This window comes from Pseudomonas migulae NBRC 103157, from assembly GCF_002091715.1.
GTDB lineage: Bacteria > Pseudomonadota > Gammaproteobacteria > Pseudomonadales > Pseudomonadaceae > Aquipseudomonas > Aquipseudomonas migulae_A.
The window spans coordinates 52049-73625 of the sequence record NZ_BDAG01000037.1 but is presented as its reverse complement, the minus strand read 5'-3'; the positions used below and the strand labels follow the sequence as shown (position 1 = coordinate 73625).

The window sequence follows — 21577 nt, the reverse complement described above, 5'->3', positions numbered from 1 at the left end:
GGGGTCAGGAAGAGAGGCGCTGAGCCAGCAGCGGCAACAGCTTTTCGCAGGAGGCTTCAATCTTCAGGTCCAGCAGGTCATCCGCTCGCGTCTTCCCCAGATTGATCGCGATCAGCGGCTTCCCCTGATCCGCCACCGCCCGGCACAACCGGAACGCCGAATACGCCATCAACGACGATCCGACCACCAGCAACCCCGCGGCTTTCTCGACCGCCGCCATCGCCTTGGCCGCCGTCACCTGCGCCACGTTCTCACCAAAAAACACCACATCCGGTTTCATCCGTTCACCCGCGCAATGCGGGCATTGCGGCACCTGGAACCGCGCCTCGAACGCCGAATCGAGCAAGGTATCGCCATCCGGCGCCTGTACCGCGTCGACACCGGCCAAGTAAGGGTTCTGCGCTTCCATCAACTGCTGGATCGAATCGCGTTCGCTGCGTTGTCCGCAGTCCAGGCACAACACCCGGTGCAGGCTGCCATGCAGTTCGATCACGTCGTGACTGCCGGCCTGGTCGTGCAAGGTGTCGACGTTCTGGGTAATCAATCCGCCGATCCGCCGGGTGCTTTGCAGACTGGCCAACGCCTCGTGCGCCACATTCGGTTGTGCCAGGCGCACCCGCGGCCAGCCGAGCATCGCCCGCGCCCAATAACGGCGGCGGGATTCCGGTGCACGGAGAAACTCCTGGTACATCATCGGCTGCCGGCCACGCCGTACGCCCTGATTGTCGCGGTAGTCCGGAATGCCCGACGGGGTGCTGATGCCGGCACCGGTCAGGACCACAAACGGTTGGTCGGCCATGAGCTGCTGGAGCCGGTCGAGTTGTTCGCGGGTGCGGCTGTCGAGCATGTTCAACACTCCGGTGGGCCTGGGGTGTTTGCAGGGTAGCACTGAACCCTGTAGGAGCCGGCTTGCTGCGGGCGGCGTTCCGACGATTGCATCACCGCGGTGTGGCTGTTTCACCTCCGTGATGCAATCGTCGGAACGCCGCCCGCAGCAAGCCGGCTCCTACAGGTGGGATGTTTACTTGCGCGCCTCCAGAATCAGGTTGAACGGCGTTTCCGTGGCTCGACGGAACGTCTTGAATCCTGCCTCGGTAAACACTTTACGCAGCCGCGCCTCACCCGCCTGGGCACCGAGCCCGAGACCGACTTCCTGGGACAGGGAGTTCGGCGTGCAGATAAAGGTCGAGGCCGCGTAGAACAGCCGGCCAACCGGGGTGACGTTGTCGTCGAGCTTGTCATTGGCGAACGGTTCCACCAGCAGCACCGTGCCGTCCGGTTTCAGTGAATCATAAGCGTGCCTGGCCGCGCCCACCGGATCGCCCATGTCGTGCAGGCAGTCGAAATAGCAGATCAGATCGTAGTCATCACCCGGATAGCTTTTTGCCGTGCCCTGGAAGAACCGCGCCCGGCCGGTCACGCCGCCTTCTTCAGCGCGCTGGGTGGCGACGGTGACGGACGGGGCGTGGTAGTCGAAGCCGACGAACCGCGAGTTTGGAAACGCCTTGGCCATGATCACCGTCGATGCGCCATGGCCGCAGCCGATGTCGGCGACCTTGGCACCAGCCTCCAGTTTGGCGACGACGCCTTCGAGGGCCGGTAACCACTCGGCGACCAGGTGCGCTTTATAGCCGGGACGGAAGAATCGCTCTGTGCCGCTGAACATGCATGGATGGTGATCGCCCCAGGCCAGGGCGCCGTTGCCGCGCATGGCGTTGACCAGTTTGTCCTTGTCATGGAAAAACGACGCGACCACCCCGACACCACCAGCCACGTAGACCGGTGAGTCTTCGATCGCCAGGGCCAGGGCTTGTTCTTCCGGCAAACGAAACTGGCCGTCGGTGTGTTCCATATAGCCGGAAGCGGCGTGGGCGCTGAGCCATTCACGCAGCAGACGGGGGTTGCAGCCGGTCTTGTCGGCGAGTGCTTCGGGGGTGATTGGCTGACTGTCGGCCATGGCCCGGTACAGCCCGAGCTCTTCGCCGAGTATGACGTTGGCGAGCATGGCCGCGCCGCCCATGTCGTTCACCAGTTTGCCCATGAAATCGTTGAGTCTGGCCTCGTCCATCATGTGTGCTCCTTCAGCAGGATCACGGTCCAGAGGCATTGTTTTTCGAGGCATTCGGTTCTGGGCGGTGATCGTGGGAATGAACAGGACAATAACCGCGTCCTGAGTGCACTAAGTTTAGTTCGCGGAACATGCGCCGCCGTCTGGAGCGACGAAAGCGCCTGTGACGGCAATGTCTGATTTCACACTGAACCCTGTGGGAGCGGGCTTGCTCGCGAAGGCGGCGTGTCAGACACCATAATTGCCGACTGATTGGCCGCCTTCGCGAGCAAGCCCGCCCCCACAGGGTTCAGCGGTGACCGCGAACGTCGCATGTATCCCAATGTATCCCGACTCCTGATTGATACATTTCCCCTCAATACCGGGCCACCGCCGAACACAGCCCAGATACAAACCTGCGATGAACTGCGTAGGCCGTTTGGCACCCTATACACCGTGAAGGGGACAACAATGACCACGCTCCTGCCTGAAACCGACCTGAAAACCACACCCATCAATCGTCTGCGCGTCGACCAATACACCAACGGCCTCATCGGCCCGAGCCAGCCGATGCTCGGCCCATTGGCCGATGGCGGCACCCTGATCACCGGCACGCCGCCGGGCTGTTGGGGGCCGATGATTACGCCGGCCTTCGAGGGCGGCCATGAAGTCACCCAACCGGTGGCCATCGCCGGCGCCGAAATAGGCGATGCCGTGGCGATCAAGATCAAAAGCATGCGCGTCACTTCGTTGGCCACCTCGTCCGGCGTGATGAGTTTTGTCGAAGGCCGATACAACGGCGACCCGTTCGTTTCTAAATTCTGCAGCAAATGCGGCACCGAACACCCGGCCAGCTACGTTGAGGGCATTGGCGAGGATTCGATTCGCTGCAACAACTGTGGCGCAGAAGTCAGCGCGTTCCGTTTCAGCCATGGTTACGTGATCGTGTTCGATGCGCAGAACCAGGTCAGTCTGACCGTCAATCAGGACATCGCCAATCAACTGGCCGGCAATGCGTGCGAGATGTCGGCGCTGCCGGAACTCGCCGCCCAGCATTCGATCCTGTCCCTGGCCCGCGCCGACATTCCCGGCGTCGCCGCGCACATGCGACCGTTCCTCGGCAACATCGGCACTACGCCGTCCCGTGATTTGCCGGACTCGCACAACTGCGCCGATTTCGGTCAGTACCTGATCGGCGCGCCGCACCGTTTCGGCATGACCCGCGAAGAACTGCACGCGGCCAAGACCGACGGTCACATGGACACCAACTCGATCCGCGAAGGCTGCGTGCTGATCTGCCCGGTGAAAGTCCCCGGCGCCGGTGTCTACATGGGCGACATGCACGCCCAGCAGGGCAACGGCGAAATTGCCGGGCACGCCACCGACTGCTCCGGGGAAACCGAAGTGCAGGTCGAAGTGATCAAGAACCTGACCCTGGAAGGCCCGATCCTCCTGCAAAACCTCGACGATCTGCCGCCGATGGCCCGACCAATGAATGCCCGGCAGCGGCAGAAAGTCCGCGAACTGGGCGAGCGCTGGGGGCAGCATGAAATCGAAGAGAGCGGCCCGATCACCTTCATCGGCAGTGGCGAAAATCTCAACGTAGCGGTGGAGAACGGCTTGAAACGCGCCGCCTCGGTCACTGGCTTGCCGTACGACGAAGTGCTCAACCGCGCGACCATCACCGGCTCCATCGACATCAGCCGCTTGCCGGGCACCGTGCGCGTGACGTTCCTGTGCCCGATGAACGTGCTGGATCGCCTCGGCATCGGCCATCTGGTGCGCGAGAAATACGACCTGGCGTAACGCCCGCCGCAGGGTCTGTACCGAAGTGTGTACAGACCCGCCGGCGATACAACCGCTGCGATTTTCTGCCGGAACGGAACACAGGCCCGATACACCGCTTCGGTTAACTGTGAATACGTTCTGACACCCTTGAGATCGACATCATGCAGACCCCCATCACCTCAGCGAAAGCGACCGTCGGACTTGGCCTGCGTCGCGGTTTAATGAAGGACCTCCAGGCTGCCCCGATGGGCGATTTCGATTTCCTGGAAGTCGCGCCGGAGAACTGGATCGGCATCGGCGGCGCCCATGGCGCGGCGTTGCGCGCCCTGGCCGAACGGTATCCGTTGTCCTGTCACGGTCTGTCGCTGTCACTGGGCGGGCCGGCGCCGCTGGACGTCGGGTTTTTACAGGAAGTCCGGGGTTTTCTCGATCAATACAACGTGCCGCTGTACAGCGAGCACCTGAGCTACTGCAGCGATGACGGTCACCTTTACGACCTGTTGCCGTTGCCCTTTACCGAAGAAGCGGTGCAGCACGTCGCCGCACGCATTCGTCAGTCCCAGGACATCCTCGGCCGGCGTCTGGCGGTGGAAAACGTCTCTTATTACGCGGCGCCACAGCAGGACATGGACGAGTTGACGTTCACCAATGCCGTGCTGCGCGAAGCTGATTGCGACCTGTTGCTGGACGTCAACAATGTGTACGTCAACTCGATCAACCACGGTTTCGATCCGCAGGCTTTTCTGGCGGGCATCGATTCCGGCCGAGTGGTGGCGATGCACGTAGCCGGGCATTTCGATGAATCCGACACCTTGAAAATCGACACTCATGGTGCCTCGGTGAAACCGGTGGTCTGGTCGTTGCTGGCCGAGGCCTATGCCCGGTTCGGCGCGCAACCGACGCTGCTCGAGCGGGATTTCAATTTCCCTGCGTTCTCTGAACTGGTCGCCGAATTGCAGACCATCCGCCGCTTGCAGACCGAGGGGGTGAACCGTGGATAAACCAACCCTGTTTCAGCAGCAGAACACCCTCGGTCTTTACCTGCGCGACCCCGAGCACTGCGCGCCGCCGGCCGGGATGGATGTGGCTCGGGCACAGGTTTACCGCGAGCTGATTTTCAACAACCTGTCGATGTTGCTCAGCGGCACTTTTCCGGTGCTGATCAAGATTCTGGGTAATGAGCACTGGCGTTCGCTGGTGCGGATTTTCCTGCGGGACTACCGCGCGCACACGCCGAAATTCGGTGAGATCGCCCAGGAATTCGTCGAGTTTCTCGCCGCACAACCGCCGGCGTTGAACGACGGACCATGGCCGCCCTTCATGGTGGAACTGGCGCATTACGAGTGGGTCGAGATGGCGTTGCAGCAATCCGAGGCCGAGCCGTTGCCGGCGAGCGATGCCGGGGCGCTGCTGGATCGACCGTTGCAGGTTTCGCCGCTGGCCTGGCCGTTGGCGTATGCCTGGCCGGTGCACTTGGTCGGACCGGATTATCGACCGGACGCTGTACCGGCCCAGCCGACGTTGCTGCTGGTGCGTCGGGTTGAAGACTGGAGTGTGAAGTTTTCCGAATTGAGCCCGTTGGCGTGGCGGTTGTTGCAGCGCATTGGAGAGTTTCCCGAGCTGAACGGGCGCGAGCAGCTGGAGGGGTTGGCGGTTGAGGCGGGAACAGCCGGGTCGCAGGATTTCATCGACAGCGGGGCGGCGTTGTTGCGGCAGATGCAGGGGGAAGGGGTGGTTGGATCGCAATAACACCGCACATCCTGTAGGAGCCGGCTTGCTGGCGAGGCGAGCACCGCGGTGTGACAGCTTCACCTCGGTGATGCAATCGCCAGCAAGCCGGCTCCTACAGGGGGATGCGCTATTTATTGGGCGGAAAAGAAATACCGCGTCAGGTGAAAGAAGATCGGCGCCGCAAAGCAGATCGAGTCCATCCGGTCGAGCATGCCGCCGTGACCCTTGATCATGGTGCCCCAGTCCTTGGCGCTGAGGCTGCGCTTGATTGCCGACATCACCAGCCCGCCCAGGAAGCCCATCACCACGATGACAAACGACATCATCAGCGACTGCCAGAAACTGAACGGCGTCATCCAGAACATGCAGCCGCCAATCAGCGTGGCAGACAAGCCGCCACCCACCAGGCCTTCCACGGTTTTCGACGGGCTGACCAGCGGCGCAACCTTGTGCTTGCCGAAGAGCTTCCCGAACACGTACTGCAACACGTCACTCAACTGCACGACGAACACCAGATAGAACAGCAGCAGCGCGTTCTGGCCCTGGAAGCCTTCCAGATCCAGCAGTAACAGTGCCGGCGCGTGGCTGATGCAGTAGACGCAAATCATCACGCCCCACTGAATTTTGGCCGCCCGTTCCAGGAAGGCGTCGGTGTCCTGGCTCAGCACCGCAATCGCCGGCAACAGCAGGAAGGCGTACACCGGTATCAACAGCGTGAACAGCGAATACCAGTGGGTGCCGATCAGTATGTATTGCAGGGGAATCAGAATGAAAAACGCCGAAAACAGCGCGTTATGGTCGCCAAGCCGGGTCGGTGTCAGGGTGATGAATTCCCGGAGCGCGAACAGGGAAATGAAGCCGAACAGAATGACCGTCGCGTTCCCGCCCAGCAGGTAGGACACGAAGAAAATGATCACCATCCCCCACCAGGCATTTACGCGCTGGTTGAGGTTTTCGATGGTCGAGATCGAGCCCTCTGTCGTCGCCCGCTTGGCGAGTATCCGGCCGATGATCGAAGCGATCGCCAACAGGGCGGCAATGGCGCCGAAGAACCACAAAAACTTTTCATCAAGATTCATTCAGACAACCTCACAATCGCGTCACGCGCCCGATCCAGAAACACCTGTTTTTCCTCGCCGCTGATCCGTTGCAGCGGATCGCCGATACGGATCGTGCAGATGATGGGCAGCGGGACGTGTTTGCCTTTTGGCATGGAGCGATGCAGGTTTTCCAGGTAGATAGGCACCAGGTCAACCTCAGGGAATGTCTCGGCCAAGCGGAACAGGCCGGATTTGAACGGACCGGGCAACGCCTCGCTGCCGCGCGTGCCTTCCGGAAAGATGATGATCGAATGGCCGGCGCGCACCACGTCGAAAATCGGCTCCAGTACGTTGACGCCAGGCGCGGGGTTGCGATCGATCAGCACCGCATTCAGGCCTTTCTGCGAGATGTATGACAGAAATTTGTTCTTTCCCCAGTAGTCAGCGGCCGCAACCGGTTTCACGTTCACTCGGGCTTCCGGTGGCAGGGCTGCGATGATTGCCAGGGTGTCCATATGGCTAGTGTGATTGGCGAAATAGATGCGCTGACGCGAAAGATCCGGTGGGCTTTCCCACCTCGCCGTGACGCCAATGAGGAAGCGAAGCACCGAAATCAACGCATTACTGATCCACATGGGCGGCACCTTTGAGCTGCTTGGAAATGTCCAGCGTTCGCGTGACGCAGGTCGCGGCGGAGCCGATGGCGATGATGACCAGCGCAATCAGCAGTACGTAATGACTGCCATAAACGCCCGCTTCGACGGCGTTCAGCAGCAGCCCGGCCGTCATGACTGCCATCCGGTGCTGCTTGGCCATCGGGCCGATGAAGCTTTGCTTGAGACCGATCGAACCGCCAAACACTCTCACATACGCCGTTAGTGCTGCAGCCAGTGCCGCAAACCAGCCAAGGTCCGAATAGCCGATGGCATACCCGAGCCCGACAATCAGCAGGCTGTCGGCAATCCGGTCGGGGAATTCGTTGTAGAGGCTGCCAATGTCGGATTTTTTGCCGCCTTCGATCGCGACCATCCCGTCGAAGAGGTTGCACAACAGGCGCAACTGAATGCCGATCGCGCAGAGGATCGAGCCGGCAATGCCGTTATCGATGTTGAGGGCCACGATGCCAACGAGTGCGAAGGCGATACTGGCCACGGAGATCTGATTGGGGGAGAGGTCCCTTTTCACCAACATATCGGTGATGCGTCTGGCCCACCCCGCAGAACGCGTCTTGATGGGTCTTCTGTTTTCATCCATTAGCAATGTCCATATAAAGATGAGTGGCGGGACCTGTGTACCGAGATTTTGCCGACGACGCAAACTTTGTAGGAGCCGGCTCCTACAAAGGTCGGGTTGGCAGCTTCAACTCCGCGCACAAACCCCCGCCTTCACGGTTGCTCAATGTCAACGAGCCGCCGAGGGCCAGCGCCAGTTGCTGGGCAATCGCCAGGCCCAGGCCGGTTCCGCCGGTGCTGCGGTTACGTGAATTCTCCACGCGGTAGAACGGTTCCATCACGTGGGCCAGTTCTTCTTCGGCAATCCCGGGGCCGCGGTCCATCACTTTTACCGACAAACTGCCGCCAGGCTTCGATTCCACTCGCAACTCCGCCGCGCCGGCGAATTTGAGCGCGTTGTCCGTCAGGTTCACCAGCACGCGTCGTAATGCGTGCGGCCGGATATCAATGACGGTTTCACTTTTTCCACTGAGCTGCACGTCTTTGCCCACGTCCTGATAGTCGAACACCAGGCTGTCGAGGAACGAATCCAGATCAGTGCGGCGGCTCTCTTCGGTGGAGCCATGGACGCTGCGGGCATAGGCCACGCCTTCACGGACCAAGTGCTCCATTTCGCCGAGGTCGTTCCACAGTTTGTCTTTTTCGCTGCAGTCGTCCATGAGCTCGGCGCGCAGTTTCATGCGGGTGATCGGGGTTTGCAGGTCGTGGGAAATCGCCGCCAGCAGTTGCATGCGTTCTTTCAGATAGGCCGCGATGCGCGCCTGCATGGCGTTGAAGGCCATGGCGGCATGAGCGACTTCGGTCGGGCCTTTTTCATCCAGGTGCACGGCGTGGGTATTGGGGTCCAGGGTCTCCACTGCCTGCGCGAGGCGGGTGAGGGGGCGAATGGCGATTCGCACGGCCAGCCAGGTGCAGAGAATCATCAGCAACAATTGGCCCAGCAAGACGACAGGCAACCAGGGTGACAGCGGCACCATTGACGGACGCACGTCGATGGTCACCGGGCTGCCATCGGCCAGTTTCAGGTGCACCTGAAAGTGTTTTACCGGGCCTGGAATGTCGGTCACGGTCATCGGGTAGTCCTTGCCGATGGCGTCCTTGATCGACGTCATCGCAATCGGCGTATCGCTCATGGCCGTACCCGGCGAGCCTTCATTCAGCAAGTAGCGGTAGTTGCGGCGATCCAGCTGTTTCAACCAACTCATGCGTTCTTCGGCCGGCAGGCGGTCGAGGATGGCAATGGAGGTCGAGACATCGGTTTCCAGATTGCCGAGCATGGTGTTTTTCGCGCTTTCGTAACGCTCGTAGTACTGCGCACCGAAAGACAACGCCTGCGCCAGAATCAGGCCGATCAGGAAGATCAGCGACAGCCGCGAGGCGAGGGTGCGAGGCCAGCGCAGTGAGTGTTTCATGATGGCGCTCCGAGGACTTCCACCGGCAGGGAAAACACATAGCCTTCACTGCGCACGGTCTTGATGTAGGCCGGTTCCCGCGCATCGTCGAGCAAGCGCTGACGCAAGCGGCTGACCAGCAAGTCGATGGAACGGTCGAACAGATCGGCATCGCGGCCCTGGGTCAGGTTCAACAACTGGTCGCGATTGAGCACGCGCTGAGGGTGATCGAGGAACACCCGCAGCAAGCGATATTCCGCGCCGCTGAGGGCGACCATGGTGCCGTCGTCATCGAGCAGATGACGGGCCGACGTGTCGAGGCGCCAACGGCCGAACGCCAGCAGGCGTCCGCTTTCGGTCACCACCAGGTTCGGCGGCAGCATCCGCGTACGGCGCAACACCGCGTTGATCCGCGCGAGCAGTTCACGGGCGGCGAACGGCTTGACCAGGTAGTCGTCGGCGCCCATTTCCAGGCCGATGATGCGGTCGGTTTCATCGTTGCGGGCGGTGAGCATCAATACCGGGGTAGCCTTGTGTTTGCCTGCGCGGATCTCGCGGCACAGCATCAGGCCATCGTCGCCCGGCATCATGATGTCGAGCACGATCAAGTCCACCGGCGTGGACTCCAGGAACGCGCGCATCTGCCGGCCATCAGCGACGACGGTGGTGCGCAGGCCATTCTTCTTCAGGTAGTTGCCTACCAGCTCTCGAATCTCGCGGTCATCGTCCACGATGAGAATGTGATCGACGTGTTCCATGGGGCCAAGCCTCTGAATATGGGGGATGACGCACAGTCTACCGAGCCTTTGCCCGTTCGCCCGCCACCCTTTGTATTGCAGTGTATCTGGTGTATCGACGGATACACATGGACGCAAAAACGCCGGATTTCAGGGGGTTTGTATCGCTGTGTATCCGCAGGCCCCTTTGATACGTACCGATTTACAGGCGCCGGTTTTCGACACAGACGAGATACCTCGCAGGCTTCTAATAGGTTCCATCGAGGCACACCCAACCGCCTCGGCTCAATTGAACGACCTACTTATTGAAGCCTTGAGGAAACCGTCATGAACACCAAAGCCATCTACGCCGCTTGTCTGTTTGCCGCCCTGAACATCTGCACCCTGTCGGCCCGTGCCGAAGCAGACGTCACCGCGAAAACCTACTCCTACGGCACGCACCTGGACATCAAGAAAGTGGTGTCGCTGAAACAGGACGCCTCGAATTCCTGCGGGATTGTAGACGCCCACCTGACGTACCTGGATTCCCAGAACAAAACCCAGGTCCTGGACTACCGCAAATTTGCTGACTGCGATTCAGACAACTGAGTCCTTCGCTGACCGATTGCCAATCCCCTTTGAAACAGGAAAAACATCATGAAAAACGTAACCCGCTTCTTGACCGCCGCCGCCTTCGCCCTTGCCGGCGCGGCCGCCCATGCCAACGCCGCTGTTGAAAAAAGCACCTGCGGCAGCAGCACCTGCTTCCAGCTGACCCCGGTGAGCGAGCAGGGCACCAACGCCCTCCTGGCACAGGACGGCTCCAGCCGCACGCCACAAGGCCAGTTGCTGGATGAGCAGACGGCCTGAAGCCACGCCGTTCCACTGTAGGCGCCGGCTTGCTGGCGATGGTGGCAGCGCATTCAACATCGATGTGACTGCCAGATCGCTATCGCCAGCAAGCCGGCTCCTACAGGGGCGTGTTGCCACCCTCTAATGCATTAGGTGATCCTCATGTTTCTCATCGCTTTCCTGGGCGGCATATTGACCGTCCTCAGCCCTTGCATCCTCCCGGTCGTGCCGTTTCTGTTCGCCGGCGTTGACCGCACTCGCTCGTCGATCCTGCTCACCCTCGGCGGCATGGTCCTGACCTTCGCCCTGATTTCCAGCCTGGCCGTAGTCAGCAGCGAATGGGTGGTACAAGCCAACAACACCGGCCGTCACGTGGCCCTGATCGTGATGGGTCTGTTCGCCCTGTCGCTGATTTCCGCACGGGTCGGTGGCTGGCTGGCTCGCCCGTTCGTACTGCTGGGCAACCGCCTCGATCCGCAAACCCGGAAAATGTCCGGCCCATTGGGTTCGGTCACGATCGGCGTCGCTACTGGTCTGCTCTGGGCACCGTGCGCCGGGCCGATCCTCGGCGTGATCCTCACCGGTGCCATGTTGCAAGGCGCCAACGCACAAACCAGTCTGTTGCTGGTGGCGTACGGTCTGGGCAGCGCATTGTCCCTGGGCACCTTGATTTTCGCCGGCCGCGGCCTGGTCAATCGCTTGAAAGCATCGATTCCGGTCACCGGTTGGCTGCGTAAGGGGGCCGGGTTTGCGGTACTGGCCGCCGCGGTGGTGATTTCCACCGGCGCCGACAAGACCCTGCTGGCCGGCACTTCGTCCGAAGGCGTCAGCACCCTCGAGAAAGGTGTGTTGGAAAGCGTACCGAAAGTGGTGGATTACCTGGTCAGCAAGGTCAAGGCCGACACCACCCAGGGCAATGCCCAAGGCGCCATGCCGTCGTTGTCCGGCGCCGTCGAATGGATCAACTCGCCCGCCCTGACCAACGACTCGCTCAAAGGCAAAGTGGTGCTGGTGGACTTCTGGACCTACGACTGCATCAACTGCCAGCACACCCTGCCTTATGTGAAGGACTGGGCGAAGAAATACGAGAAGGATGGCCTGGTGGTGATTGGCGTCCACACCCCGGAGTACGGCTTCGAACGCATCATCGGCAACGTCAAGGATCAGGTGAAGAAGCTCGGCATCACCTACCCGGTGGCCATCGACAACAACTACGCGATCTGGCGCAACTTCGATAACCAGTACTGGCCCGCTCACTACCTGATCGATGCCAAGGGGCAGGTGCGTTTCACCCACTTCGGTGAAGGTCGCTACGAGACTCAGGAGAAAATGATCCAGCAACTGCTGGAAGAGGCCAAGGCAGACGCCAAAGCCCCCGCGCCAGCGGCATAAACCGAAAGATCAATGGCTCACAGGTCTCGCACCATGAGCCATTGTTCTTTATCCCAGGCGCGAAAACGATCCAGCACCGCCCAGCCACGTTTGGCGTAGTAATCGTGCTTGTCTTGGGTGTGCAGATAGATTCTCGCCACACCGCTGATTTTCGCTTCCTCGCCTATACCTTCGATCAAACGTTCCGCCAGGCCCTTTCCCCGAGCTTCGGGGCTGATGAATACGCAGGCCAGCCACGGGCCGAGATCGGGGCGCTGGGCCAGATCTGCCTTGGCCAGCGCGGCGCCACCTTTCAATTGATCCCCTTCCAGTGCAATCAGGCATTTCCAGTCACCGTTGATCTGGCCCTCGGCAAATTCCCGTTGCCAGTCGAGCAGAGGTTGTTCCGCGTATTCGTAGTGAAATTGCCGATGGATCCAGGCAGCAAAGGTGTCGCTGTGCTGCGGGTGATCGGCGAGCCAGTCCAGGCGAGTCATGGTTGAATCCTTTCAAAAGTCGGAGGCACATAAGAGCCGATTCACGGCGTAGCGGCAATCCCGAGGCTGTCCCGTGAAGCAACCTGACCTCGTCGCCACGCCGCAGGCGGTGCTCCGAACTCACGACGAAACGCCCGGCTGAAGGCCGTATCGGTCTGGTAGCCGACCTCTTCGGCGATGCGCAACAAAGAGCTGTTGCTGCTGCGTAACAGGTTGGCCGCCAGCAGCATCCGCCATTGCGTCAGGTACTGCATCGGCGAAATGCCCACCAGTTGTTGAAAGCGTTCGGCCAACACCGATCTTGAGGTGCCGGCGGTGCGCGCCAGTTCATCCAGTGTCCAGGCGTGGCAGGGTTTTTTGTGCAGCGCATTGAGGGCCGCGCCGACGATCCGGTCTCCCACGCCCGCCAGCCATCCGGTGCGTCCTTCGCCCTGTTCGTGCATGTACAGGCGCAACACCTCGATGAACAGCACCTCGGCCAGTTTGGCCAGAACCCCTTCGCCGCCGGGCCTCGGCGAGCGCGCTTCGGCCAGTGCATAACGAACCGACGATTCCAGCCACATACCGGCATTCGAGCCGCGCACATTGACCCGCACCACGGCCGGCAACCCGGTCAGCAACATGCCCGCCAACCGCGTGTCGCACGCCAGATAGCCGCACACCAGCCGCGTGACTGCACCGCCACCGCCATAGCTCAACTGCCGCGGACGCCGGGACAGCACCACGTCCAGCCGCGCACCTGTTGCCGGTTTGAGGCCGGGCGCCGAGCCCATGCGATGGGCGTCGCCCTGGGGGAACACCACCACATCGCCGGCCTTTAGAAGCAGGGGCGGATCATCGCCGAGTTCGACGTAACACTCGCCTTCGGTGATCAAGTGAAAGATCACCACGCGTTCGGCGCCGGGCTCCAGGAACGGCGCTGCCGTATCGGCGCTCGGCGATTGGTAGCACCAGGGCGCGGAGAACCTGGCGTTGATGAAAATCGCGCCGACCAGGCGGACGACGCGCAGGGTCTGGGACAGGGCGTCCATGATGGTTTCCCCCTGTGGGCGGGCAGCTTTTGATTGTGAGCCTGTCGCGGCGCAACGCGAAACCTCCGGACGATCGGACAGGGTTGGCCGACGATCGGGCAGGACGCACCCGGCCAGCAGCGCGATAGTGATCACACAGGGTTAGCCAGCCCTGTCATCAATAACAAGAATGAGAGGTTGCCATGCCGAAGTTCGTCATTGAACGCGAGATTCCGGGCGCAGGAACACTGTCAGAAAGGGATTTGAAAGCGGCTTCGCAAAAGTCCTGCAGGGCGTTGCGCGATTTGCCGCAGGTGCAGTGGCAGCAGAGTTATGTCACCGGCGACAAACTCTATTGCGTGTACATCTCGCCCAGCGAAGAGTTGATCAGGGAACACGCCAGGCAGAGCGGTTTTCCGGCCAACAGCATTTCCCGTGTCACATCCATCATCGATCCCACCACGGCAGAATAAGCCGGGGATGTTCCATCCTGTAACGGAGCGGATTTAATGAGTACACCCATTGATCTCACTGCCCTGAAAAACCGCCAGATGGCCTCCTGGGCCAGCGGCGACTATGCCGTGATCGGCACCACCTTGCAGATTGTCGGCGAACAGTTGGCCGAAGCCTGCGACCTGCTGTGCGATGAACGTGTGCTGGACGTCGCCGCCGGTAACGGCAATGCGACGCTGGCGGCCGCGCGCCGCGGCGCTCACGTCACGTCCACCGACTATGTGGCTGCACTGCTGGAGCGTGGCGAAGACCGGGCCCGGGCGGAACGCCTGGAAGTCACCTTTCAAGTGGCCGACGCCGAGGCGCTGCCTTTCGAGGATGGCAGTTTCGATGCCGTGCTTTCGACTTTCGGGGTGATGTTTACACCGGACCAGGCAAAAGCGGCTGCGGAACTGGCACGGGTCTGTCGCCCCGGTGGCCGGATCGGCCTGGCCAACTGGACACCCGAAGGCTTTGTCGGCCAGATGTTCAAAACCCTGGGCCGTCACCTGCCGCCTCCGCCGGGGGCTCAACCGCCGTCGAACTGGGGCAACGAGGCCTGGCTGCATTCGCACTTCGATCAGCGGGATTTTTTGCTCCAGGTGACCCGGCGGCTCTTCAACTTTCGTTATCGCTCGGCGGCGCATTTCATCGACACGTTCCGCACCTGGTACGGCCCGGTCCACAAGGCGTTCGCGGCGCTGCCACCAGAAGGCGCCAAGGCCCTTGAAGAGGATCTGACCGAGCTGATAAACCGCATGAACCGGGCGGGTGACAAGTCGCTGGTGGTGCCGAGTGAATACCTTGAAGTGGTGATTACAAAGCGTTGAACTGGCAACACAATACTAGTGTGGGAGCGGGCTTGCTCGCGAAGGCGGAGTGTCAGGCGACATCATTGTCGACTGAAAGACCGCCTTCGCGAGCAAGTCGGATCGCCGCACCGCCGCTCCCACATTGGATGTGTAGTGTCTGGTCGATTAGTTACTCATCCAGCCGCTCGGTGTATACCACCCAGACACTGCACGGCATTTTGTACAGCAGGTGCTCCACCGTGCTGCCGATCAGCCGCCCCAGGCCGCGATGGCCGATCCGGCCCATGACAATCACGTCGACGTCGAAGGCATCGGCATAGCGGGTCAGCACCTTGGCCGGGTTGCCCATGATCATGTGCCGCTGTTCCGGTGCGATGCCGTTGCGTTCGACCAGTTCGTGGAAGGCTTCCTCCTGGTAGTCGAACACGGTTCTGGCCTTGGCCGACGAGAAAAACGCAGAACCATTGTCGAAACCGAATTCGTCGGCGCTTATGGATGACAGGTCGTAGGCGTAGACCACGTCCAGTTCGGCATTGCAGGCGCTCGCCAGTTTCAATGCTTCGTGAAGGATCCGGTCGTTGAAGCTTTTGTACTGATCATCCCGATGAAACGGGTCGACCGCCGCGACAATCCTGCGCGGCAGGGCATGCACGGCATGGCTGACGAAATGCAGCGGCACCGGGCATTCCCGCAGCAGATGCACGTCGAGTGGCGTGAACATCAGCCTTGAGAGCATCGAATGCGGCTCCAGCGCCTTGATCAGCACGTCCATCGGCTGTTCTTTGAGGTGAATCAGGATTTCTTCCAGCGGACGTTCGACCCACGTCACTTCGGTGGTGACCTTCACGCCGATCTTGCGCAAGGGCCGGGCCTGTTCCTCAAGCCATTGCCGGTGTCGATCGACATAGCCCAGGCGCATTTGCTCCAGCGCTTTTTCGTTGACCAGGCTGGCGGTCGCCAGGCCTTCCAGATAATCGAACGCCACAATGTGCAGCGCCGCGTCTTCGGCCTTGGCCAGCGCCGCGGCCCGGTCGAAGGCGGGGCTGTGCTCCATCAGGGGCGAGGCGACCAGCATGAAACGTGATTGCTCAGACATGACAAACCTCCCGTGGGGTGAACGAGCAGGTGACGGTCCCTTTGCAACAGCCTGGACATTGCCGCCCGATGCACGGTCATTCGACAGGCATTCAATTATTCAAGTATTGACCATGATCATCGTCCCGTCCGTCAGGTGGGCGGAAGCTGACGTTCGTGCCGAGCGCAAAACTGCTGGGTAACATCGATTAAATGTGGGAGCGGGCTTGCTCGCGATAGCGGAGTGTCAGTCGCCATCTACATCGACTGACACACCGCTATCGCGAGCAAGCCCGCTCCCACAAGGGGATCTTTGGTGTCAGCGCCACCTATACAACTTTGGCGCCGCGTGCCTGCAGCAACTCGCGCAATACAGAGCGATGGCAGTGCGCTTCAACCTCGCAATAGCACCCGACGGCCATCGAGGTTTGATGGGAGAGGGCCGCCAACAAATCGAGCAACTGGCTGGCGGCAGGATGATTCATCTCAGCCTTGAACTTGCGCCGAAAAGCCTCCCAGGCTTTCTCATCCTCCGCGGCTTTTGCCTCTGCAACCAGCTCCACACTGGGCGACAGCAGCGGTTGCCACACGTCATAAAAATCGCGGCGGGCAAACTCGGCTTTCGGCACGCCGCGAGGCGGGCGGCGCACCGTGCCTAACCGCAGGCCTTCATCGGGCAGGCGGGGTGAACCGAGTCGTACGATATGAATGGGCATGGCGACTTACCGGTGGCGCGACCCGTCAAACCACTCCAGCGCCGTACGCCAGATGCAGATCCCCAGGAAGTAAGCCGACATCAGCAGCCAAAGCCCCATGACCATCGGGTTGATCACCGGGTGGTTGATCACCAGCGACAAGCTGCACAACAACCAGATGGCGGTCACGGCAATGTTGATCGGCATGAACTTGCGTACGCGGAACGGGTGCAGGAACTTCATTCGGGTCACGGTCAGCAGCGCCAGGCCGATGACGGTCAGCAGGGTGATCCACGGCGACGGGGCAATGATGTACAGGCACAGCGCAACCACGTTCCAGGCGGCGGGGAAGCCCTGGAAGTAGTTGTCTTTGCTTTTCATGTTGATGTTGCAAAAGCAAAACAGTGACGAGACCAGGATCAGTGACACGGTCAGCAGCAGCGTGTAGTCCGGCAATGGGATGTAGCGGTAGATGAACAGCGCCGGGATGAACACATACGTCAGGTAATCGATCACCAGATCGAGGATCGAACCATCGAAACTCGGCAGCACCGACTGGACATTGACCTTGCGCGCCAATGCACCATCCAGCCCGTCGACGATCAGGGCGACCCCCAGCCAGAGCAGGCAGTCGGTGGGCTGGTTTTCCAGCAGGGCGAGGGTCGCGAGGAAGGCAGTGACCACGCCTGTGGCGGTAAAACCATGGGCGCCCCATGCTTTGAGCCTGGCGATGTGTAGAGTCGAAATCACGGGGGCGTTCTCCAAAAAGTGAAGCAAGCCAGTCATCACCCTCGTTTATCGAGGGCGGCGGCAAACCGGGTCGGGTTGCAGGTATCGACCGGAAATCCGGGAATAAGGTTCACCGTCCGTAAATCTTAGCTGGGACGCCAAAAAATACTTCGGATTAATCTAGAGGCTGTTCACGTAAGGAAATCCTTGAGTGGGGCTGACATTCCTGGCGATGGGGAATGTCCCCGGAACCCCCGTGGGATTGAGCCTGCGCGCGAAGGCGGCCGGACAGACGACCTCTGTTCCCACGGATGTACCCGGACCCCCTGTAGGAGCTGGCTTGCTAGCGATGGCTGAGCGTCAGGCGCCGTAGGTTTTGATGGTGTACATATCCATTCCTGCGGTAACGGCCGCTATGGGTTCCGCCCTTACGGCGGGTTACTTGGAAAAGCGCCAAGTAACCAAGCGCCTGCGCCCCTGACGTACGGTGGCTCGCTAAGGCTCGCCATGCCCTCGCTCCGGTCCTGCTCCGTGGGCCCGCCGCCATCGGCCATCCATGGCCGGGGGCGGCTACCGCGGCATCCTTGCCGCGGCATCCTTGCCGCGGTGCCCACTGCGCAGAACCTGCGCTCGGCCTTCCGACGGGGCAGATCAAGATCAAAAACAAAGCGAGGCGGCCTGATAGCCGACCTGATGTGCATCAAGGTCATCGGCGGTGAACACGAATCTCATGTCCACCAAAAAATCCCCTGTGGGAGTTGCTCAAGAGGGATGTAAACGACAAATGAGCGAAGCGCGCCCGCTTGAAGCCCAGGTCGGCCCGCAGGCCGCCTCGCGGTGCTGTGGCGGTGATCGCCCCCTCGTGAGGCCGAGTGGAGGTTCTGCGCAGTGGGCAACCCGGCATGGATGCCGGGTTAGCCGCCCCCGGCCATGGATGGCCGATGGCGGCGGGCCCACGGAGCAGGACCGGAACGAGGGCATGGCGAGCATTAGCGAGCCACCGAACGAAAGGGGCAAAAGCGCTTGGTTACTTGGCGCTTTTCCAAGTAACCCGCCGTAAGGGCGGAACCCATAGCGGCCGTTACCGCAGCAACGGATATACCCCCAATCACCTGAACACTAACCCCAAGCAAACACCATCACGTATTAAAGGAGGGCGACCGCAACGTCAGCCAAACGGTGCTGGCGCAATAGCCTGCGAGGACTATCGTTGCCTGACTGGAAAACTCCAACCAATGAGGACGTCGTCATGAACACCAGCGATTTGCTCGAACAACTCTTGCGAGCCGGCCAGGGCTCAATGACGCAGCAAAGTGGCGGCGTACCTTCCCAGGGCGACATGGGCAGCATGGGCGGCGGTCTTGGCGGATTGCTCGGCGGCCTGCTGGGCGGCGGTGCCGGTGCAAACAGCGGATTGGGCGGGTTGCTGGGAGGTTTGCTCGGCGGCGGCTCAGCCATGGGCGGTTCGCCCCAGCGACGCTCCGGTGGCGGCACCCACTACGCGGCGCTGGCCTCCCTCGGCATGATGGCTTTTCAAGCGTATCAAGCCTGGCAACGCAGCCAGGCGGCCGCGCCGCAACAGGCACCCCGCACCGTGGACCTGTTATCCGGCCCGGAAGTCGAGGATCACAGCCACGCCGTCCTTCGAGCATTAATAGCCGCGGCGAAGGCCGATGGCCGGATCGATGACGCCGAAAAGCACATGATCAGCACCGAAATCGGCCGCCACACCGATGACCCGGAACTGCAGCAATGGCTGGACGATGAAGTCGCCCGCCCGCTCGATGCCGCCGATGTGGCGCAGTCGGCAACGGACCCGGCGATAGCCGCGGAAATGTACCTCGCCAGCGTCATGCTGGTGGACGACCAGCAGGACGCCGAACGCAGCTACCTCGATGAACTGGCGGCAGCGTTGCAGATCGATCCGGATTTGCAGGTGCATCTGGAACAGCAGGCCAAGGGCGGCGCCGCCTGACCTGGTTATTTGGAGGCTTGTTCGTAGGCGCCAGGCTCGCCGGCGAAAGCGCTTGTCTGTACGCCTTCGCCGGCAAGCCTGGCGTCTACACGGGTTGCGGTAATTTCGGCAGCAAAAACGTCACCCCATACGCTTGGGCAATCTCCAGTATTTGCGGCAAATCCTCCGGCACCCTGAGCCGGTCCACTGCCGCAAAGAACTGGCCGCCCCGTGGATCAGACACCACGCCGATCATCTTCGCCGTGGCGCTGATGTTCTTGTAGGCATGGATGGACCCAGCGGGTATATGCACGTAACCGCCGGCCGAGACGGTAGTGGAGGCGCCCTCGACCGTCACTTGCACCTGCCCGTCAATTACGTAGAACGCCTCATCCCAAGGATGAAAGTGCGGGGGCGGGCCGCCTCCCTGCACGCCTTCCTGGATGTGCACTTCAAAGGGTTTGCTCAGATCACCGCCCGCGAGAATCGTGATCGCCTCACCCACGACATTGACCGGTCTGGGGGTTTTTCCAGACTCGATGACGTGAACCGTTCGCATGATTGCTCTCCCGAGGATGAGTCCACACCCGGTTGAGTATATTCATTCGAGCCCGCGCCGGGTGCAGCGGCACAGGGCCGTCTGTCAGGGCAATTTCAACCCGGATTGAATTTTTCTCCGGGCAAATCGCTCTGCTGAAATAGAGACGTGTTGATTCAGCGTCCTGCCACTGGCCACAGACCGAGAGATGCGCCCATGACTGCCCTGACACGACTCGAATCCCGACCTGCCCACGAGCACGCCATCCCCACTGCCGGCAGCCTGAAACAGTGCTATGAGCAGCTGCTGCTGGGCGACGATGCCGAGCAACGCCACGCAATCGGCAAAATGTTCCTGCAAGCGCAACTGCAACGAGCCGCAGACCTGCCCGAAGAGATGCCGGAAGATCTGTCGGCCCTGCAAACTTTCGTTGAACAGCACAGCACTGAAGTGGCGCGCCAATACGCTGATTATCTGAGCGCCCGCAAGGAGGGCGGACCACGGCAGTTTTTCAGCAACAAGGCGCACGCGCTGTTCTTCCTGCAAGCTGTCAGCCCGACCAAACGGGTGGACGGTGCCTGGTTGTACGGCCTGCTGCAGCACTGGCGCGACCCGCGTTTCGAAGGGCTGATCTGCACCTATCTGGAAGAGCTGGGCGATGGCAATCCGGCGCAGAATCATGTGGTGATCTACCGCAAACTGCTGGCCGAACTGGGCGTGGACACCGGCGTCATTGCCGACGAACATTACCTGCAAGGCGCGATTCAACTGGCGCTGGGCGAATGTGCCGACGACTTTCTGCCAGAGGTGATCGGCTACAACCTCGGCTACGAGCAGCTGCCGCTGCACCTGCTGATCAGTGCCTACGAGCTCAGCGAACTGGGCATCGATCCGTATTACTTCACCCTGCACGTGACCATCGACAACGCCAGTACCGGCCATGCGCAAAAAGCCGTGCAATCGGTGCTGCAACTGCTACCGATCGAAGGCGATCGCGAGGACTTTTTGCGCAGGGTCGCGCTGGGATATCGGCTCAATGACCTGGGGCAGGGCAGTCGGGCGATTATCGAGTCGTTCGACCTTTACGCTGAGGTGTTGAATATGCTGGAACGCAAACGCCCGTTCGGCCAGCACATGCATTCCGACTACTGCCGGTTCGAGGGCAAGACCGTCAATCAATGGCTGTCATCGCCGGAGCAGTTGCCAGGATTTCTCGCCGCCATGGAAAAAAAGGGCTGGATCAAACGTCATCAGGATCCCCAGGAAAGCCGCTTCTGGCAATTGATCGAGGGTGACGGCGCGGCCATGTTCGGTGTGTTCAGCCCTTATGAAAAGCAACTGTTGCACGACTGGATCTCCGGTGACTGGGCAGCGGAGCGTTCAACACCTGCGCCGCGCCGCGTCAGCAGTGGCGCGGTCGAACCGGCGTTGCCCGCCAGCGACCCGGACATCCAGACCTTGCTAACCGCGCTGGAAGGCTTGTCCGCCGCCGAGCAGATGCCGGTGTTGATTCCGTGGCTGTCCGCCCATCGACACGCCCATCCAGCCGGCCTGATGGCCACGCGGCGATTCATCGAACTCAAATCCAGCCTTCGATAGGAGCACGGC

General features: G+C 61.0%; 23 protein-coding genes. 10 read left to right on the top strand and 13 right to left on the bottom strand.

What is annotated here, in order from left to right:
* Nucleotides 1-4: 4 nt before the first annotated feature.
* Nucleotides 5-847, bottom strand: coding sequence for an NAD-dependent protein deacetylase (locus PMI01S_RS23950; protein WP_084322618.1), 843 nt, complete (start codon nt 845-847; stop codon nt 5-7).
* A 174-nt stretch (nt 848-1021) separates the two neighbouring features.
* Entirely contained in the window at nt 1022-2068 is a 1047-nt protein-coding gene (locus PMI01S_RS23945) for a class I SAM-dependent methyltransferase (RefSeq protein WP_084322622.1), read from the bottom strand.
* A 450-nt stretch (nt 2069-2518) separates the two neighbouring features.
* Here PMI01S_RS23945 and PMI01S_RS23940 point away from each other — a divergent pair, with 450 nt between their 5' ends.
* The 3 genes from PMI01S_RS23940 (at nt 2519) to PMI01S_RS23930 (ending at nt 5584) form a co-directional block, all read left to right on the top strand.
* The gene (locus PMI01S_RS23940; protein WP_084322617.1) at nt 2519-3853 is read left to right on the top strand and encodes an acetamidase/formamidase family protein; all 1335 of its coding nucleotides are present in this window, start codon (nt 2519-2521) and stop codon (nt 3851-3853) included.
* A gap of 143 nt (nt 3854-3996) precedes the next feature.
* On the top strand, nt 3997-4836 hold the full coding sequence (locus tag PMI01S_RS23935) for an HvfB family MNIO-type RiPP peptide maturase (RefSeq protein ID WP_084322616.1): 840 nt from the start codon (nt 3997-3999) through the stop codon (nt 4834-4836).
* Nucleotides 4829-5584, top strand: coding sequence for an HvfC family RiPP maturation protein (locus PMI01S_RS23930; protein ID WP_084322615.1), 756 nt, complete (start codon nt 4829-4831; stop codon nt 5582-5584). The genes PMI01S_RS23935 and PMI01S_RS23930 overlap by 8 nt, the downstream gene beginning before the upstream one ends.
* A gap of 113 nt (nt 5585-5697) precedes the next feature.
* On the opposite strand, the gene PMI01S_RS23925 is transcribed toward PMI01S_RS23930, so the two are convergent.
* The 5 genes from PMI01S_RS23925 to PMI01S_RS23905 form a co-directional block, all read right to left on the bottom strand.
* A complete protein-coding gene (locus PMI01S_RS23925) occupies nt 5698-6645 on the bottom strand; it encodes a phosphatidate cytidylyltransferase (protein WP_084322614.1) in 948 nt (315 codons plus the stop codon).
* Nucleotides 6642-7241, bottom strand: a complete 600-nt coding sequence (locus PMI01S_RS23920; protein WP_084322613.1) for a lysophospholipid acyltransferase family protein — start codon at nt 7239-7241, stop codon at nt 6642-6644. The genes PMI01S_RS23925 and PMI01S_RS23920 overlap by 4 nt, the downstream gene beginning before the upstream one ends.
* Nucleotides 7228-7860, bottom strand: coding sequence for a CDP-alcohol phosphatidyltransferase family protein (locus PMI01S_RS23915; RefSeq protein ID WP_084322612.1), 633 nt, complete (start codon nt 7858-7860; stop codon nt 7228-7230). Before PMI01S_RS23915 ends, PMI01S_RS23920 begins: the two co-directional genes overlap by 14 nt.
* Nucleotides 7861-7942: 82 nt before the next feature.
* Complete coding sequence (locus tag PMI01S_RS23910) at nt 7943-9250, bottom strand: ATP-binding protein (protein ID WP_084322611.1); 1308 nt, start codon at nt 9248-9250, stop codon at nt 7943-7945.
* Nucleotides 9247-9987 (bottom strand): response regulator, encoded by a 741-nt coding sequence (locus PMI01S_RS23905; protein ID WP_017338028.1) that lies wholly within the window; start codon nt 9985-9987, stop codon nt 9247-9249. The genes PMI01S_RS23910 and PMI01S_RS23905 overlap by 4 nt, the downstream gene beginning before the upstream one ends.
* A gap of 306 nt (nt 9988-10293) precedes the next feature.
* Here PMI01S_RS23905 and PMI01S_RS23900 point away from each other — a divergent pair, with 306 nt between their 5' ends.
* The 3 genes from PMI01S_RS23900 to PMI01S_RS23890 all read left to right on the top strand — a co-directional run bounded on the left by PMI01S_RS23900 (nt 10294) and on the right by PMI01S_RS23890 (nt 12189).
* A complete protein-coding gene (locus PMI01S_RS23900; protein WP_084322610.1) occupies nt 10294-10554 on the top strand; it encodes a DUF2790 domain-containing protein in 261 nt (86 codons plus the stop codon).
* Between the two features lie 48 nt (nt 10555-10602).
* Nucleotides 10603-10815: a hypothetical protein gene (locus tag PMI01S_RS23895; RefSeq protein ID WP_084322609.1), complete on the top strand. Its 213-nt coding sequence runs from the start codon at nt 10603-10605 to the stop codon at nt 10813-10815.
* A 144-nt stretch (nt 10816-10959) separates the two neighbouring features.
* On the top strand, nt 10960-12189 hold the full coding sequence (locus PMI01S_RS23890; RefSeq protein ID WP_084322608.1) for a cytochrome c biogenesis protein DipZ: 1230 nt from the start codon (nt 10960-10962) through the stop codon (nt 12187-12189).
* 17 nt (nt 12190-12206) lie between these two features.
* Here the strand turns inward: PMI01S_RS23890 and PMI01S_RS23885 are convergent, their stop codons facing one another.
* Together PMI01S_RS23885 and PMI01S_RS23880 are read right to left on the bottom strand one after the other, a co-directional pair.
* A complete protein-coding gene (locus PMI01S_RS23885; RefSeq protein ID WP_084322607.1) occupies nt 12207-12665 on the bottom strand; it encodes a GNAT family N-acetyltransferase in 459 nt (152 codons plus the stop codon).
* A 41-nt stretch (nt 12666-12706) separates the two neighbouring features.
* Nucleotides 12707-13696, bottom strand: coding sequence for an AraC family transcriptional regulator (locus PMI01S_RS23880; RefSeq protein ID WP_084322606.1), 990 nt, complete (start codon nt 13694-13696; stop codon nt 12707-12709).
* Between the two features lie 182 nt (nt 13697-13878).
* On the opposite strand from PMI01S_RS23880, the gene PMI01S_RS23875 reads away from it, so the two are divergent.
* Both PMI01S_RS23875 and PMI01S_RS23870 read left to right on the top strand, forming a co-directional pair.
* Nucleotides 13879-14148: a DUF4242 domain-containing protein gene (locus tag PMI01S_RS23875; protein WP_084322605.1), complete on the top strand. Its 270-nt coding sequence runs from the start codon at nt 13879-13881 to the stop codon at nt 14146-14148.
* Nucleotides 14149-14184: 36 nt separating this feature from the next.
* Nucleotides 14185-14997, top strand: a complete 813-nt coding sequence (locus PMI01S_RS23870; protein ID WP_084322604.1) for a class I SAM-dependent methyltransferase — start codon at nt 14185-14187, stop codon at nt 14995-14997.
* Nucleotides 14998-15148: 151 nt separating this feature from the next.
* On the opposite strand, the gene PMI01S_RS23865 is transcribed toward PMI01S_RS23870, so the two are convergent.
* From PMI01S_RS23865 to pcsA, 3 genes are all read right to left on the bottom strand, one after another.
* Nucleotides 15149-16075: a universal stress protein gene (locus PMI01S_RS23865; RefSeq protein WP_084322603.1), complete on the bottom strand. Its 927-nt coding sequence runs from the start codon at nt 16073-16075 to the stop codon at nt 15149-15151.
* Between the two features lie 307 nt (nt 16076-16382).
* Nucleotides 16383-16769, bottom strand: a complete 387-nt coding sequence (locus PMI01S_RS23860; protein WP_084322602.1) for a DUF488 domain-containing protein — start codon at nt 16767-16769, stop codon at nt 16383-16385.
* 6 nt (nt 16770-16775) lie between these two features.
* Nucleotides 16776-17498 (bottom strand): phosphatidylcholine synthase, encoded by a 723-nt coding sequence (gene pcsA, locus PMI01S_RS23855; RefSeq protein ID WP_084322621.1) that lies wholly within the window; start codon nt 17496-17498, stop codon nt 16776-16778.
* Between the two features lie 1228 nt (nt 17499-18726).
* Between pcsA and PMI01S_RS23850 the strand changes: the two genes are divergently transcribed.
* A complete protein-coding gene (locus PMI01S_RS23850) occupies nt 18727-19452 on the top strand; it encodes a tellurite resistance TerB family protein (protein WP_084322601.1) in 726 nt (241 codons plus the stop codon).
* Between the two features lie 85 nt (nt 19453-19537).
* Here PMI01S_RS23850 and PMI01S_RS23845 read toward each other — a convergent pair whose 3' ends face one another.
* A complete protein-coding gene (locus PMI01S_RS23845; RefSeq protein ID WP_084322600.1) occupies nt 19538-19990 on the bottom strand; it encodes a cupin domain-containing protein in 453 nt (150 codons plus the stop codon).
* 195 nt (nt 19991-20185) lie between these two features.
* Between PMI01S_RS23845 and PMI01S_RS23840 the strand changes: the two genes are divergently transcribed.
* Entirely contained in the window at nt 20186-21568 is a 1383-nt protein-coding gene (locus PMI01S_RS23840) for an iron-containing redox enzyme family protein (protein ID WP_084322599.1), read from the top strand.
* Nucleotides 21569-21577: the final 9 nt, after the last annotated feature.

Coding starts and splice junctions, on each gene's coding strand:
- PMI01S_RS23950 (WP_084322618.1), bottom strand. CDS start 847: ATGCTCGACAGCCGCACCCGCGAACAACTCGACCGGCTCCAGCAGCTC.
- PMI01S_RS23945 (WP_084322622.1), bottom strand. CDS start 2,068: ATGGACGAGGCCAGACTCAACGATTTCATGGGCAAACTGGTGAACGAC.
- PMI01S_RS23940 (WP_084322617.1), top strand. CDS start 2,519: ATGACCACGCTCCTGCCTGAAACCGACCTGAAAACCACACCCATCAAT.
- PMI01S_RS23935 (WP_084322616.1), top strand. CDS start 3,997: ATGCAGACCCCCATCACCTCAGCGAAAGCGACCGTCGGACTTGGCCTG.
- PMI01S_RS23925 (WP_084322614.1), bottom strand. CDS start 6,645: ATGAATCTTGATGAAAAGTTTTTGTGGTTCTTCGGCGCCATTGCCGCC.
- PMI01S_RS23920 (WP_084322613.1), bottom strand. CDS start 7,241: ATGTGGATCAGTAATGCGTTGATTTCGGTGCTTCGCTTCCTCATTGGC.
- PMI01S_RS23915 (WP_084322612.1), bottom strand. CDS start 7,860: ATGGATGAAAACAGAAGACCCATCAAGACGCGTTCTGCGGGGTGGGCC.
- PMI01S_RS23910 (WP_084322611.1), bottom strand. CDS start 9,250: ATGAAACACTCACTGCGCTGGCCTCGCACCCTCGCCTCGCGGCTGTCG.
- PMI01S_RS23905 (WP_017338028.1), bottom strand. CDS start 9,987: ATGGAACACGTCGATCACATTCTCATCGTGGACGATGACCGCGAGATT.
- PMI01S_RS23900 (WP_084322610.1), top strand. CDS start 10,294: ATGAACACCAAAGCCATCTACGCCGCTTGTCTGTTTGCCGCCCTGAAC.
- PMI01S_RS23895 (WP_084322609.1), top strand. CDS start 10,603: ATGAAAAACGTAACCCGCTTCTTGACCGCCGCCGCCTTCGCCCTTGCC.
- PMI01S_RS23890 (WP_084322608.1), top strand. CDS start 10,960: ATGTTTCTCATCGCTTTCCTGGGCGGCATATTGACCGTCCTCAGCCCT.
- PMI01S_RS23885 (WP_084322607.1), bottom strand. CDS start 12,665: ATGACTCGCCTGGACTGGCTCGCCGATCACCCGCAGCACAGCGACACC.
- PMI01S_RS23880 (WP_084322606.1), bottom strand. CDS start 13,696: ATGGACGCCCTGTCCCAGACCCTGCGCGTCGTCCGCCTGGTCGGCGCG.
- PMI01S_RS23875 (WP_084322605.1), top strand. CDS start 13,879: ATGCCGAAGTTCGTCATTGAACGCGAGATTCCGGGCGCAGGAACACTG.
- PMI01S_RS23870 (WP_084322604.1), top strand. CDS start 14,185: ATGAGTACACCCATTGATCTCACTGCCCTGAAAAACCGCCAGATGGCC.
- PMI01S_RS23865 (WP_084322603.1), bottom strand. CDS start 16,075: ATGTCTGAGCAATCACGTTTCATGCTGGTCGCCTCGCCCCTGATGGAG.
- PMI01S_RS23860 (WP_084322602.1), bottom strand. CDS start 16,769: ATGCCCATTCATATCGTACGACTCGGTTCACCCCGCCTGCCCGATGAA.
- PMI01S_RS23850 (WP_084322601.1), top strand. CDS start 18,727: ATGAACACCAGCGATTTGCTCGAACAACTCTTGCGAGCCGGCCAGGGC.
- PMI01S_RS23845 (WP_084322600.1), bottom strand. CDS start 19,990: ATGCGAACGGTTCACGTCATCGAGTCTGGAAAAACCCCCAGACCGGTC.
- PMI01S_RS23840 (WP_084322599.1), top strand. CDS start 20,186: ATGACTGCCCTGACACGACTCGAATCCCGACCTGCCCACGAGCACGCC.